Raw genomic sequence first — 13679 nt, forward strand, 5'->3', positions numbered from 1 at the left:
GCGAAAATCTCAAGATAACAAATATATCAATGATAACTATCCTTGACTTTTCTAAGTGGCAGTTGGTCTATTACTACTATCACAAATGGGGTTCCTAATTGGATTTTGACTTGTTGTTAGAGAGATTACAAGGCATATACATGTGAAACGTAGAAAGCATGGAACCCGATGTAGGAATTATGGACAGTCAAAGCCAATGTGCATGGCATTATTGATAAAAGAAATTTAAACAGGCACTAAATGAAAGAGCTGTGCTTTTAATCCATAAGAAAGTTGTCTAAATTATGAATTTGTCATTTAATTTGCTATATTTGCAAAGGAATTACAAATTTGAAGAATAAAATGGTACTTGAAATTCGTTTGAGCAACTTCTTCTCAATTAAAGATGAGGTTGTGCTGGATATGCAGGCAGCAAGCATCCAAACTAAAAAGGCAAAGGAACTTGAAGAAAATACATTTGTATGCGGTGATGAGCGATTGCTTAAGACTGTTGCCATTTATGGTGCAAATGCCTCAGGAAAGAGCAGCCTTATCAAGGCTATTCGCGCTTGTGTGGGAATGATATTCTCATCTCACAATTACAACGAAAATACGATATTTGCCTTTACTCCGTTCAAATTTGGAGGCATTGGCAAGCCAAGTACATTCTTCATTCGCTTCCTTCTTGAGGGTGTCGAATATGAATATTCTTTTGAACTCAATAAAGTTGAGATACTGAAAGAGGCACTGTACTATTATCCGAATGGCCGTCGCTCACTGATATTTTCTCGTGATGAGACAAAGGGACCCGACAAAAAGGATATCTATGAATTCCGTTCGGTGATTCGCCGCCCTATGGATGTTGCTGCTAATACGTCCAAGAAAACGCTTTTTGTGTCGCGTGCCAGTCAGATGGATCGTGATGTTGCAAAAGATGTTTTTCGATATTTCAATGAGCGTTTTATTCTGAATTATTTCGGATATAATTCTTTCTCTGTCGAGCGCTTGTTGAATGAGAACAAAGAGCAGTTCCTTAATGTGCTGCGAATTGCCGACAGCGACATTGTTAAAATCGACAGTCGCCATGAGAATAAAGTCCTGTCTACCGCAGTGATTGACCCTACTGACAATCAAATATTGTCAGTAGAAGATATTCAGAAACCACAGCTGGTTATTACGACCTATCACAGGAATAACCCAGATGTTCCTTTCAATTTTTTTGCAGAAGAATCTGATGGAACACAGCGTTTATTCAGTATGATGCTGACGATTCTGGATATCGTCAAGAATAATAAAATCTTGTTGATAGATGAAATCGAGACGCAGTTGCATATAAAATTGGTAGAGTATATTATCGGTTTGTTCAATAAAAGCGAATCGTCGCAGCTGATATATACTACGCACAATACATATCTGCTTAATACCAATAAGTTGCGCAAGGATCAGATATATTTTGTCAATAAACGGTATGACGGATCCTCGGATTTGTATTCGCTGTATGATTACAAAGATTTCCGTGATGGCCTGGATACAGAGAAGGCATATTTACAAGGTCGTTTCGATGCCATCCCGTATATTGACGAACAGACGGATAGTTTTATAAAATAGAAACTGATATGGGACGACAAATAAGAAAATCCAAAGGCAAAACAATGAAGCCAAATTTCTTTGTTTTCTGTGAAGGGGAGTCTGAGGTTGCCTATGTCAGTCACCTTCGTTCACAATACCGTGTGCCTATTCAGATTATTCCAAGAAAGAGCGATTCGAACATATCCGTTCGATATATAGAGAATTGCAAGCGGGAATATATTGTGACCAAAAATGATAAAACATTTCTAATGTATGACCTTGATGTGGACGGGATGTTAGTACACCTGCAAAGTATTCCAGATGCCGTATTGCTGGTGTCAAATCCATGTATTGAGTTATGGTATTTGCTACACTTTGAGGATTGTCATGCCGAACTAACTCAAAACGCCTGCATCAAGAAACTGAAAAGACATCTTGAACACTATGCAAAGGGAATTTTGGCATTGAATGAGAAACAGCAACTGTCCGGAAAAATATCAGAAGCAACGTCAAGAGCCAAGGTGTTGGAGACATATAATAATCCGTCAACTACCATCTATAAAATGATAGAACTGCTGGAAAGTTTGTAATTTGAAGATCATGGAGAATAGGGAAATAACATTAGCCGATACCTTTTTTGACGTTTTGTCAAAATCACAAGGTAAAGGTGTTAAACTAATGGCAGAGTGAATAAAGGCAGCTATTAAATCGCCAAAGATATTGGAACTGGTAAACATATGTGTTATAAATACATTGGGATATAAATCCAAAATCAGCAGTAAAACTGTAGATGATGCAATTGATGGTATTGTCAGTTTTGTACATTCTGAAATTGACAGTAGTTCTTTATCGGATGATAATAAAGAGAAAGAAAAGAATTCATATAAACATTTTGCAAAAAGTCTCGGTAAAATATTAAAAGAGAATTTACGGGTGGTGCAACAGCTAATATAGAAGAAGTAATCACGTTTTAAAATTTACGTAAAACTATGAAATACTTTTATCGCTATGTTTCTATTGGTCAATGAGATATTTATAAATTTATATGGCACTGTCCACAATTTTGTGTAAATAGAAAACTTCAGGATTCGGGTTTTATACTTGAATCCTGTTTTCAAATATAGTAATAAATTGGTTAAATATCAATGCCCAATTCCAAATAGGTTGGTACCATTTCTTTTCAATTTCGTTAATGGCCAAATAGACAGATTTTTTCAGTGCATCATCATTTGGAAATGATAGCTTATTTTTGGTGTACTTTCTAATTTTCCCATTTAGATTTTCAATAAGATTAGTGGTATAGATAATCTTTCTAATCTCGACGGGGAAATCAAAGAACACGGTCAGTTCTTCCCAATTATTTCTCCATGAGCGTATCGCATATGGATATTTAGCACCCCATTTTTGCTCAAAGTTATCCAACTCCATCTCAGCTGCTTCTTTAGTAGGTGCATTATAGATGTTCTTTAAATCGGCAGTGAATTCCTTTTTTTCTTTCCAGACGACATAGCGACAGGAGTTTCTAATTTGGTGTACCACACATATTTGAGTAGTAGAGGCAGGAAATACACTCTTGATGGTTTCCGTAAATCCATTCAGGTTATCAGTAACTGTAATCAGAATGTCTTCTACACCACGGGCTTTGAGATCCGTTAAAACGCCCATCCAGAAAGCGGCACTCTCATTTTTGCCAATCCACATACCCAATACTTCTTTCAAACCTTCCTTATTCAGACCTACACATAGGTAAACAGTCTTGTTGATCACTTTGCCGTTTTCTCTGACTTTGAATACGATACCATCCATCCAGACAATCATATATAAACTGTCCAAAGGACGATTCTGCCACTCTGTTGCAGCCTGGCTAACTTTATTGGTGATAATGGAGATAGCGGAGGTGGAAAGGTTAATGCCGTATATTTCCTGCATTTCCGACTCAATATCAGCGACGCTCATACCTTTGGCATAAAGAGAGATGACAAGACGCTCGATTGATAAGCCGCGGGATTGATGCTTGGGAACAACAATAGGCTCAAATTCTCCTTTCCGATCACGAGGAACCTGAATAACAGATTTACCCATCTCGGTTTGAATCTGCTTCCTATAACTACCATTGCGGGAGTTGCCACTATGATCGCCTTGATTGGAGTGTTTTTCATAACCTAAATGGTTATCCATCTCTGCTTCCAGCATTTGTTCATAAACACGAGTATGAAGCTCTTTCATGAAAGCAGTCACATCTTCGCCTGTCTTAAACTGGGACAGAAACTCTTTACTTAAAAATTCTTTAGGAATGTCCATAAAATCTGATTTTTACAAAGTTAATACATAAATAAAAAAACTATGAGAAAAATCCCGTAGTTTTCTATTTACACAATTAGATGGATAGTCCCATTTATATCAAACTCACGTTATTTAGGGAACCCTATTTATTGCTACAACTTCTAATCTACATTAACAAATCTTGTAACCAAAGGTGAAAACTATCTACTTCAGCATATTGTCCGATCATATCTATATAATTAATCGCATAATATAGATCGACTTCATAACCATAAAAATCTATCAAATCTTGAATAAGTTCCTCTGGAGTTATCATGATATTATTTCTTATAAAAAAACAAACTAAATGTAACAAAATCAATGATTATAATACAATTGGATACATTCTCTTGTATCCTTCAGTGCACTTACATTACAAGAGTTTATATTCTCTAATTGAAAATTGGTGCTCAGATTTATTATACTTGTTATTTCCTATTGAAAAATAGACTTTTTAGTTCATATTATTGAAGGATATAAACTTCTCACCAGTCGCCAACCAACTAACTTGACTTGGTACTAAATTTCTTATACCTACAGTCGTATTTATAATTTTAAGATTAGCAGATTTAAGATTGATTATATTCTTCATTGGCATTATCCACATCCCTGAACATTCAAAGGCATGATCTAAAGTTACTACAATTAAATAATCTGCGCTTTTACCCATAAGATTATTTATTCTTCTAGTTTCAGATATTCGTCTTCCGCTATCATATACTCGTCTTGTTTTTATTTCAAAAGTCAACCCGTCTTTTTGACTTATCGCATCTAAACCTTTTTCATTCCTATTGTTACATAGTTTTAAATTCAGACGTTTACAAGCATAGTATTCGCCAATGTCTCCTACGACCCTGCGACTTCTAACAATACCAGTTTCTTGTAGTTCCAAATAACTCTGAGCGAATTTTTTAATAGAAAGTTGCTCCTTTTTCGATAATTTTAACTGAGTTAAATCTTGAGAAAAGTTAAACACTACAGAAGCGTTAATGCGATACTTTTCTGCATTTATTTGGCAAGATGGGATTTTTAAAATAGCTAAAGGGGTATAATATTTATCGAAATATACAACAATAAGATAATCAAAATCCTGACATTTCAAACCAGATATGTGATAATGAAAATCATTATTGGATATTACTTTTGATTTGATCTGATATTTGTATCCTTGAGAACATTCTGCATCATATCCTTTTGTTGATCTATTAGCTAAATTAAGATTAAAATATCTAGAAGCAATAAATTCACCTATTTCTCCTGTAAAACTATCTGTACGCATTATTCCTAAAGTGAAAAGTTCATCACTACAACAAGCGAACTCCTTTAACAAAATCTTTTTTACTAGTTCTAATTGTTCCATAAATCGTATTTTATTTCAATATAAATTTCATTTTTTATATTTTAGCGCCACACTTTTTTAATGTTAAAATATCTTTTGCATAATAGATATTGGTGATATTTTTGCCTAAAGGCATTGGCGAACTATAAACTATCCGCTGAGGAATCATTTCTTTATTTTCATTAGGTATTAAATAAAAATCAGTTTCGTCAACAACAGAATCAACGACTTGATTTCCTTTTAAACTTAATGATGTATGCTGGGATATGTTTTCCGTCGAATACAATTTTACATATTTTTCCTTTTGATATAAAGATAAAATAAGAATAAAACATTCTGATTTAATAGTATACACCTCCTTCAATCGGGTATGTTGATGATAACCATTAATGTATTTAAAATTTTTCTTTTTCTTTTCTAGTAATGTTCTGATAGGAATTTTATTTATATTACCTTTATTATAACATAATAACAGGAATCCATTTTTACAACTTTCCAACAGAGTTACAGATTTTAACAGCCCTTCTTGACTACTAGGTGTTTCGGAAATAACATACGAACCGTCTTTATACAAATTCCAATAAGCTAGCACCTTCTCATTTGTCATTTTTGAAGGAAACATTAGTTGTTTATCTAAAGCAATATCTTCAATCTCAACCATATTATTTCCCTGTTCAGGACAACACTCTAGGATCTCTTCAGATATTGTTGATAAATGGATCTTTTTAATATTATTCCATGTGAAGGAATCATTTCCATCCATCATTTCTAATAATGAATAAATATATTGGTTGGTTTCTTTTTTTTGTACAGATAAGAACATACATTTTAAATGATGAAATGCTGCTTTATAATATTGAAAGAGTTTCTCATATTCTATCTTTTCCATTAAAAAGATAATGAGCATTCCTAATACAGTTAATGTTTTTAGTAATATTGAAGAATCTATTTGAAACCTCTCGGTCTGTTCTCCGATTACAGATTGTTGAAATTTCGATATTTCTATATTTAATCGATAAGATAAAATGCCAATAAATACTTCTATATATTTAAGATAAATAACTGATTTGTTTTTATGGAATAGTTCACCAATCTGTATATATTGAGCTGTCCTACTTTGAAATAATAACGAATCTATTTCTATAGAACTTAATATTACATTTACTTTTTTCATGGCTTCCCCCATAATTCCCTCCACATTTACCGTTTGAATGAATTCATTCAGAAAGTCCTGTAGTTGATCATTCTGCAAAAGTAAAATTGCTTTAGAGAGTCCCTCATATTTAGTGGATTTAGGCATTTTCTTCCAAGATCTATAATTTGATTTAGACCAATTTGTAAGACAAACCATTAGCTGTGAAAACTCGTGAATTTTTACCAAGTTTCCCTGTTGTATAACGTTATATTTTAATTTTCGATCTAAAAAACGTATATACAGCCTAATCCATTTATTATTGTGCTGTTTTATTAACAATTCAATATTGTGCCATTGTGTAATTGTTTTTCTATCTTTTATTCCATATAAGACATTATAAAAATATTCCTTAATAAGTTCTTCTTTATTGATATCCCTAAAAAGTAAATCGGCATCTATCCATAAAGGAGATTGTTTGGAAATAGGGCATAGCTTTAAAGACAAGATTTTCTGTGTCTTTTCAATAGATATTATTTGGCATGTAATGGGAGTGTGTGTGTGCTTTTGTTCTAGTGATAACTCTTCATATAAAAAATGAGTCAGTCCATAATTATCACTTAAAACCACACATTTATTTCCAAACATATCAATACCATCCTTTATATAATAAAATGTATAGATATTATTTATTGTATACAGTTCATACAATACCGACAATCTATCCTCTACAAAAATATGGGAACCATAAGAATCTCTTCCTCTATATTCACACCGTATAATATTTTTAGATGGATTTTGATAGATTTCAAATGGCTGCATTTTCACCCAACATTCTCTGTTCTCAACTTTTATTACATAATAATGGTTTTGCTTGGCCTCTGCAATTCTTTCTACCATAAAATTATAGCTTAGTCCCTTTTCTAACATCATAATATTATTATTTTAACTCAAATAAAAAAGAAAGTGTGGAGTCATCTGCTTATCTATCGGGAGGCTCTGGTAAACCTAAGGAACAAATAAACAATACCCCACACTTGTATAGATATGCACATGACAGCGCATAATGGAATACAAGTGACGAGTGTTATTGTTATCCCTGTTCCTTTTGAAATTTACCAGATTTCCCGAATAAGGATAAAAGCAAAACACTTTCATCTATTAATTATATGTAAAGTTGCACAACTACTTGTGACAACGTTGCAAATATAGACAATCTTTTGCAATATAACACTTCAAGGGCATTGTTTTTTGTTTTTAGCGTATAAATTATTCGCTAATAATCAATCTCATTTTCTATCAGTTCATCATCGCATTCATCTATTTGTGTATCGAAAACTTCCGATGGAAAAGTCATCTCATCTTCCGGATCGGCAAGAAAATCATCCAAACGTTCGTTGAAATCATCTTCTGGGCAATAAGTATTGGAGTCATTTTCCTTCTTTTCTGTTTTCAGAAGAAGTTCATCTTCGTTGGTTGGTGAAGAAGAGGTGTATGAACAATTGTCGGAATCAGGATGAATAGACGAAGCATTCCTGTCAAGACTTCTCATTAACTCTTTCTGTGCCAGCTGGTCTTGATAGACAAAATAGCTAAAGACAACAACAAGGGCTGAGATACCTACGGTTCTGAATATCTTTTTTATTTTCATATTTAGGAAATTGAAGTTCTATTTTTATGTATTCCTCTGTAATGCTTCCTCATATACTTTTCGGATACGTTCCCGAAGATGTAACGGCTTGATTACCGTAAGTGAGCTACTACGTGCGAGTAATGCCATGACAAAATCATTGGTAATACGGAGGTGCAATGTAATCCGGAATTCTGTTTCGTTGTCTGCAATGATTTGCTGCGAATGGTGTAGAGGAACAGATTTTAAGAACCTGCCATCTAGTGCACTGTAACTCAATTCAATATCTTCTACGGGAATATCCGGTTGGTTCCAGATACCATAACTGTCCTTAAATAAGTCGTTTGCATCAATATCCATATCTCTCTTGAAGGTTTCTTCATAATAAATCCGGAGGTTACGGATACAGTCTACGTTGAATGTTTTCAGCACGTTATTATCGTAGGCGAGGAGATACCAGCGTTGCTGATCTTCTTTCAGATAATGGGGGAGAACTTTCTTTTCGCGCCTTCTGCCTTCTTCGCGTACATATATATAATCGAATGCTACCGGATGAGAGAATTTGATGGCCTTTATCAATGCCGGAAGGCATTCGGTGTCAGACGGACGGTGATGTTCGGCAAGGACATAAGTATGCAGATTGGATGTTTTATCCAAAGCATTCAGTAAATCGAAGTTCAGCAACAGGCGTTCGTATTGCTCGTTAATCAGACTGTCCTCTTCATTGATATAATAGCCGCTCCATTTTTTGTCAAAGCGGATGCAAATGCCGAACAAATCTTCTATATCTTTAAAATCACGTTGTATGGTCCGGATATCAACAGGCGTCGCGTCACGCTCTTCCATGCGAAGCCGCACATATTCCTCCAGCTCTTCACGCGGAACATAACGTTGCCTTTCTTTCAATTTGTTGATAATAACCAGCATTCGTTGTATACCTTCCAATTTCTTTCCCATAGTCTGCTTTCTTTTGGATTTCTACCGGCAAAGATAATGAGCCATGGCGACAAAACATGTCGTTCTGTCGAATTTATACAAAACCTCCCGCTTTTGTTTCCCATCGATATCCGAAAAGTCTTGTTTTTTGTGTACTTTTGGCGAGAATTTCAAGAGAACAAATAAATGTTACATATCAATAACGCCTGCATAACCTTTGGGACAGAAGTGCTTTTCTCCGGTTTTAACCTGAAACTGGAACGGGGAGAAACAGCCTGTATCGTAGGACAATCCGGTTGCGGAAAAACATCGTTGCTGAATGCAGTGATGGGATTCGTCCCATTGAAAGAAGGGACTATTCGAGTGGGGGAAATATTTCTTGATATATCCACTATTGATAGTGTCCGGCGTCAGATTGCATGGATTCCGCAAGAGTTAGCGTTACCATTTGAATGGGTGAAAGAAATGGTCGCCCTGCCGTTCGAGTTGAAAGTGAACCGCTCGGTTCCTTTTTCAGAAGAAAGGCTTTTCGCTTGCTTTGACGAATTGGGATTGGAGCACGAATTATATACAAAGAGAGTGAATGAAGTTTCGGGCGGACAACGGCAACGTATTATGCTTGCAGTGGCTGCGATGCTTGATAAACCTCTCATTATTATAGATGAACCAACTTCTGCTTTGGATTCTGGATCGACTGATAAAGTGCTTTCTTTTTTCCGGCGACAGGCGGAAAAAGGAGCGGCTGTACTTGCTGTGTCTCACGACAAGGACTTTGCATCGGGGTGTCATTATGTAATAGAACTATAATCCAAATCGAATAAAACAGTAAGAATATATACCGTGGGAACGATTGACATATCATATTATAACTTAGCCATAGGCTTGCTTCTGCTTGCCATTCCGTTCTTTTATCTATGGAAATTCAAGACGGGATTATTGAAACCTGCCGTGATCGGTACAGTACGGATGATTATCCAACTGTTCTTCATAGGCATGTATTTGAAATATCTTTTTATATGGAATAATCCCTGGATTAATTTCCTTTGGGTGATTATTATGATATTCGTAGCCGGACAAACCGCATTGGTACGTACCCAGTTGAAACGCAGTATTTTGCTGATTCCGATTTCAGTCGGGTTTCTTTGCAGTGTCGTGTTGGTAGGGTTGTATTTCATAGGTATTGTTCTTCAATTGGATAATATTTTCAGTGCTCAATACTTTATTCCGATATTCGGTATTCTGATGGGAAATATGCTTTCGAGCAATGTTATCGCCTTGAATACTTATTATAGCGGATTGAAACGTGAACAACAATTATATAGATATTTATTGGGCAACGGGGCTACCAGACAGGAAGCGCAGGCTCCGTTTATTCGGCAGGCGATTATTAAATCATTCAGCCCGTTGATTGCGAATATTGCTGTAATGGGATTGGTAGCTTTCCCGGGGACAATGATTGGACAGATTTTAGGCGGAAGTACTCCAAACGTTGCCATTAAATATCAGATGATGATAATGGTAATCACATTCGCTGCATCCATGCTGTCGTTGATGATAACCATTTCATTGGCTTCGCGAAAGTCATTTGATGCATATGGGAAGCTTCTGGAAGTATCGAAAGAAACTAAGAAATGACAATAACCGACCATATATTTCAGAAAGTCGCCGAAATATCCATACCGCATTTCTTTGTTACAGTGGAATTTGCAGCAATGGGTAGTGGGATGCCCCAAGGTATTGAAACCTTTTTGCAGGAAAAGCATAAGGCAATTCTTCGAGGCGCGAACGGTCGTAAATTCATCTATCGGGAAGGAGAGTGGCGATTGATTTTTACTTTTTTCCCTACGGATAGAGTAGTCGATGAACGCTATGCCCTCAAGAATAAAACCTCTCTCCATATATATAAAAAATAAAACTTGCTGTCATCTGTCACATTTTGGTACTTAAAGGATTGATTAGTGCGAGGTTAGAGTGTGACAGCACGGTGTGACAACAGTGTGATGGCAAATGTTGCTGTCACAAGAAGCAAGTTCCAAGTTGTTTCCTTTATTGACGTTATTTAAAATTTTAGTTTCAAGCAATGGAAACTAGAGTTTCATCGGTAAGAAACATTAGTTTCAACGGTATGAAACTAAAGTTTCACGCAGATGGAACTACAGTTTCAAAGCATGAAACATTTAGTTTCATTCCTTGAAACAAATAGTTCTCCTATATGAAAAAAATCAGCTCCTTATTTCCCCTTGAGTTTTTCATATAAGCAACGAAGTTGAACAAACTGTTCTCCCGGTTGCACATATCCGTTTTCAAACATTTTTTCTGAGACTTGAAATTTAGAGAGATGGTGGCGTATATACTTCTCTGCGTCCGGCGATTGCTTTTTGACGAAAGCTTTTAAGGCAACCTTTCCGTTTTCATAGATGAAAACTTTAGCTTTAATTGTACGGAAACCCCATTCTTTACAGTGTTTCGTCTCCGCCTTATCTATCCAGAAGATGGCAGTAGCTTTTATTGTATCTGCAATACATTCTTCTGTACCACCATTACTCATATCTTTGGTAACAGACTTTTCAGAGTTCTCGTTTGGCTTCAATTGACAGGAAACAGTCAAAATAACTAATAGAAAATAGGATAGAATTGTTTTCATCGTATTCAATTATTATAGTATATGCAACAAAATTACTAAAAAAAGCGGGGCAATGAGCAGTTGTTCCCTTTTATTTTCTTATCTTTGCAACCAAATTTTCTACCAATAATGAAAATTAAGGAAATAGTAAGCGCCCTTGAACGATTCGCGCCTCTGCCATTGCAAGACGGATTTGATAATGCCGGCCTGCAAATCGGATTGACAGAAGCGGAAGCAACAGGGGCTTTGTTGTGTCTTGACGTTACCGAAGCTGTGTTGGATGAAGCTATCGCGCTAGGGTACAACCTCGTTATATCGCATCATCCACTCATTTTTAAAGGCTATAAATCCATCACAGGCAAGGATTACGTGGAACGCTGCATATTGAAAGCAATAAAGAATGATATTGTGATCTATTCGGCGCATACCAACCTCGATAATGCCCAGGGTGGAGTCAACTATAAGATAGCTGAGAAAATAGGATTGAAGAACTTGAAAGTCCTCGAACCGAAAGAGAATAGTTTGGTTAAGTTGGTGACTTTTGTTCCTAATGCACAGGCTGATGCTGTACGCGAAGCATTGTTTGCCGCCGGATGTGGAAATATAGGCGACTATGATTCATGCAGTTACAATCTGAGAGGAGAGGGAACTTTCCGTGCAAAAGAGGGAACGCATCCTTTTTGTGGAACAATCGGAGAACTGCACCACGAAGAGGAGGTGAGGATTGAAACGATTCTTCCTGCCTTTAAGAAGGCGGAAAGCATCAAGGCATTATTGGCTGCCCATCCTTATGAGGAACCGGCATTCGACATTTATCCGTTATTGAACAACTGGTCGCAGGCGGGGTCGGGAATTGTCGGTGAATTGGATGAATCGGAAACAGAAATTGAATTTTTGAAGCGTATCAAGAAGACATTCGAAGTAGGGGGGCTGCGTCATAACAAGCTGATGGGAAGAGAGATACAGAAAGTAGCATTGTGCGGTGGTGCAGGTGCATTTTTGCTTCCACAGGCAATCCGGTCGGGAGCGGATGTTTTTATTACTGGCGAGATTAAATATCATGATTATTTCGGTCATGAAGAAGATATTCTGATGGCAGAGATAGGTCATTACGAAAGCGAACAATATACAAAAGAAATTTTTTATTCCATAATCCGGGATTTATTTCCTAATTTTGCACTCCAATTGAGTAAAATAAATACGAATCCCATAAAATATTTATAAGTAAAATGGCTAGAGAAGCAAAAAAAGATCCGAATGAGTTGACGGTAGAACAGAAACTGAAAACACTGTTCCAACTACAAACAATGTTGTCTAAGATTGATGAAATCAAGACATTGAGAGGTGAACTTCCGTTGGAAGTGCAAGACCTTGAAGACGAAATTGCTGGTTTGAGTACCCGTATCGACAAGATCAAAGCTGAAGTGGATGAACTGAAATCTGCTATTGCCGGCAAGAGAGTAGAAATTGAAACAGCAAAGGCTTCAGTAGAAAAATATAAGTCACAACAAGATAATGTTCGCAACAACCGTGAATATGACTTCTTGACGAAGGAAATTGAATTCCAGACATTGGAAATCGAACTTTGCGAGAAGAGAATCAAAGAATACTCTGCAGATAGAGAGGAGAAAGAGGCTGAAGTAGTGAAGAACGAACAGAGCTTGAACGAAAGACAAAAAGACCTCGAACAGAAGAAGAGCGAACTGGATGAAATTATCTCTGAAACCAAGCAGGAAGAAGAGAAACTGAGAGACAAAGCCAAAGATTTGGAAACTAAAATCGAGCCGCGTCTGTTGCAGTCATTCAAACGTATCCGCAAGAACTCACGTAACGGACTGGGTATCGTGTATGTGCAACGTGATGCTTGTGGCGGTTGTTTTAACAAGATTCCGCCTCAGAGACAACTGGATATCCGTTCTCGTAAGAAAGTTATCGTTTGCGAATATTGCGGACGTATCATGATTGACCCGGAATTGGCTGGTGTACAACTCGAACACAAAGTGGAAGAGGCTCCGGCACCAACTACAAAAAGAGCAATCAGAAGAAAAACAGCAGAATAAGAGTTCGTATTATCGCTATATTTTTCAAAGCTCCGCATTATGGCGGGGCTTTTTTTATACCCCTTTCTTAACATTTCCGAAATAAACAA

14 protein-coding genes are annotated in these 13679 nt (G+C 36.4%); 8 read left to right on the top strand and 6 right to left on the bottom strand.

All coding sequences use genetic code 11. The features are described from left to right. Window positions 1–342 precede the first annotated feature (342 nt). The 3 genes from CLIN57ABFB40_RS06375 (at window position 343) to CLIN57ABFB40_RS06385 (ending at window position 2502) form a co-directional block, all read left to right on the top strand. Window positions 343–1587 carry an AAA family ATPase gene (locus tag CLIN57ABFB40_RS06375; RefSeq protein WP_175629377.1) on the top strand — a complete coding sequence of 415 codons (1245 nt, stop codon included), beginning with the start codon at window positions 343–345 and terminating at the stop codon, window positions 1585–1587. Window positions 1588–1595: 8 nt separating this feature from the next. Then, window positions 1596–2138, top strand: coding sequence for an RloB family protein (locus tag CLIN57ABFB40_RS06380; protein WP_175629378.1), 543 nt, complete (start codon window positions 1596–1598; stop codon window positions 2136–2138). Between the two features lie 130 nt (window positions 2139–2268). Next, the gene (locus CLIN57ABFB40_RS06385; RefSeq protein ID WP_254871711.1) at window positions 2269–2502 is read left to right on the top strand and encodes a hypothetical protein; all 234 of its coding nucleotides are present in this window, start codon (window positions 2269–2271) and stop codon (window positions 2500–2502) included. Window positions 2503–2643: 141 nt separating this feature from the next. Here CLIN57ABFB40_RS06385 and CLIN57ABFB40_RS06390 read toward each other — a convergent pair whose 3' ends face one another. From CLIN57ABFB40_RS06390 to CLIN57ABFB40_RS06410, 5 genes are all read right to left on the bottom strand, one after another. Continuing rightward, complete coding sequence (locus tag CLIN57ABFB40_RS06390) at window positions 2644–3849, bottom strand: IS256 family transposase (RefSeq protein ID WP_175628958.1); 1206 nt, start codon at window positions 3847–3849, stop codon at window positions 2644–2646. A gap of 475 nt (window positions 3850–4324) precedes the next feature. Further along, window positions 4325–5230 carry a DUF6998 domain-containing protein gene (locus CLIN57ABFB40_RS06395; RefSeq protein WP_175629379.1) on the bottom strand — a complete coding sequence of 302 codons (906 nt, stop codon included), beginning with the start codon at window positions 5228–5230 and terminating at the stop codon, window positions 4325–4327. Window positions 5231–5264: 34 nt separating this feature from the next. Continuing rightward, entirely contained in the window at window positions 5265–7274 is a 2010-nt protein-coding gene (locus CLIN57ABFB40_RS06400; RefSeq protein WP_175629380.1) for a hypothetical protein, read from the bottom strand. A gap of 343 nt (window positions 7275–7617) precedes the next feature. Then, a complete protein-coding gene (locus CLIN57ABFB40_RS06405) occupies window positions 7618–7992 on the bottom strand; it encodes a hypothetical protein (protein WP_175629381.1) in 375 nt (124 codons plus the stop codon). A 24-nt stretch (window positions 7993–8016) separates the two neighbouring features. Continuing rightward, complete coding sequence (locus CLIN57ABFB40_RS06410) at window positions 8017–8928, bottom strand: helix-turn-helix transcriptional regulator (RefSeq protein ID WP_175629382.1); 912 nt, start codon at window positions 8926–8928, stop codon at window positions 8017–8019. Between the two features lie 165 nt (window positions 8929–9093). Here CLIN57ABFB40_RS06410 and CLIN57ABFB40_RS06415 point away from each other — a divergent pair, with 165 nt between their 5' ends. The 3 genes from CLIN57ABFB40_RS06415 to CLIN57ABFB40_RS06425 are packed head-to-tail and all read left to right on the top strand — an operon-like array spanning window position 9094 to window position 10820. Then, complete coding sequence (locus tag CLIN57ABFB40_RS06415) at window positions 9094–9714, top strand: ATP-binding cassette domain-containing protein (protein ID WP_175629383.1); 621 nt, start codon at window positions 9094–9096, stop codon at window positions 9712–9714. Window positions 9715–9747: 33 nt separating this feature from the next. Then, on the top strand, window positions 9748–10542 hold the full coding sequence (locus CLIN57ABFB40_RS06420; RefSeq protein ID WP_175629384.1) for an ABC transporter permease: 795 nt from the start codon (window positions 9748–9750) through the stop codon (window positions 10540–10542). Further along, window positions 10539–10820, top strand: a complete 282-nt coding sequence (locus CLIN57ABFB40_RS06425; protein WP_120469995.1) for a hypothetical protein — start codon at window positions 10539–10541, stop codon at window positions 10818–10820. Before CLIN57ABFB40_RS06420 ends, CLIN57ABFB40_RS06425 begins: the two co-directional genes overlap by 4 nt. 317 nt (window positions 10821–11137) lie before the next feature. Here CLIN57ABFB40_RS06425 and CLIN57ABFB40_RS06430 read toward each other — a convergent pair whose 3' ends face one another. Then, window positions 11138–11551, bottom strand: coding sequence for a DUF4891 domain-containing protein (locus CLIN57ABFB40_RS06430; RefSeq protein WP_175629385.1), 414 nt, complete (start codon window positions 11549–11551; stop codon window positions 11138–11140). 108 nt (window positions 11552–11659) lie between these two features. Here CLIN57ABFB40_RS06430 and CLIN57ABFB40_RS06435 point away from each other — a divergent pair, with 108 nt between their 5' ends. Together CLIN57ABFB40_RS06435 and CLIN57ABFB40_RS06440 are read left to right on the top strand one after the other, a co-directional pair. Continuing rightward, window positions 11660–12754 (top strand): Nif3-like dinuclear metal center hexameric protein, encoded by a 1095-nt coding sequence (locus CLIN57ABFB40_RS06435; protein ID WP_175629386.1) that lies wholly within the window; start codon window positions 11660–11662, stop codon window positions 12752–12754. A gap of 5 nt (window positions 12755–12759) precedes the next feature. Then, entirely contained in the window at window positions 12760–13590 is an 831-nt protein-coding gene (locus tag CLIN57ABFB40_RS06440) for a zinc ribbon domain-containing protein (protein ID WP_175629387.1), read from the top strand. Window positions 13591–13679 lie beyond the last annotated feature (89 nt).

It is taken from the genome of Bacteroides acidifaciens (assembly GCF_903181435.1).
Taxonomy (GTDB): domain Bacteria; phylum Bacteroidota; class Bacteroidia; order Bacteroidales; family Bacteroidaceae; genus Bacteroides.

Excerpts from the sequence above, each read along its gene's own strand:
- CLIN57ABFB40_RS06440 (WP_175629387.1), top strand. The coding sequence starts at position 12,760 with ATGGCTAGAGAAGCAAAAAAAGATCCGAATGAGTTGACGGTAGAACAG.
- CLIN57ABFB40_RS06375 (WP_175629377.1), top strand. The coding sequence starts at position 343 with ATGGTACTTGAAATTCGTTTGAGCAACTTCTTCTCAATTAAAGATGAG.
- CLIN57ABFB40_RS06380 (WP_175629378.1), top strand. The coding sequence starts at position 1,596 with ATGGGACGACAAATAAGAAAATCCAAAGGCAAAACAATGAAGCCAAAT.
- CLIN57ABFB40_RS06435 (WP_175629386.1), top strand. The coding sequence starts at position 11,660 with ATGAAAATTAAGGAAATAGTAAGCGCCCTTGAACGATTCGCGCCTCTG.
- CLIN57ABFB40_RS06410 (WP_175629382.1), bottom strand. The coding sequence starts at position 8,928 with ATGGGAAAGAAATTGGAAGGTATACAACGAATGCTGGTTATTATCAAC.
- CLIN57ABFB40_RS06400 (WP_175629380.1), bottom strand. The coding sequence starts at position 7,274 with ATGATGTTAGAAAAGGGACTAAGCTATAATTTTATGGTAGAAAGAATT.
- CLIN57ABFB40_RS06395 (WP_175629379.1), bottom strand. The coding sequence starts at position 5,230 with ATGGAACAATTAGAACTAGTAAAAAAGATTTTGTTAAAGGAGTTCGCT.
- CLIN57ABFB40_RS06425 (WP_120469995.1), top strand. The coding sequence starts at position 10,539 with ATGACAATAACCGACCATATATTTCAGAAAGTCGCCGAAATATCCATA.
- CLIN57ABFB40_RS06415 (WP_175629383.1), top strand. The coding sequence starts at position 9,094 with ATGTTACATATCAATAACGCCTGCATAACCTTTGGGACAGAAGTGCTT.
- CLIN57ABFB40_RS06430 (WP_175629385.1), bottom strand. The coding sequence starts at position 11,551 with ATGAAAACAATTCTATCCTATTTTCTATTAGTTATTTTGACTGTTTCC.
- CLIN57ABFB40_RS06390 (WP_175628958.1), bottom strand. The coding sequence starts at position 3,849 with ATGGACATTCCTAAAGAATTTTTAAGTAAAGAGTTTCTGTCCCAGTTT.
- CLIN57ABFB40_RS06405 (WP_175629381.1), bottom strand. The coding sequence starts at position 7,992 with ATGAAAATAAAAAAGATATTCAGAACCGTAGGTATCTCAGCCCTTGTT.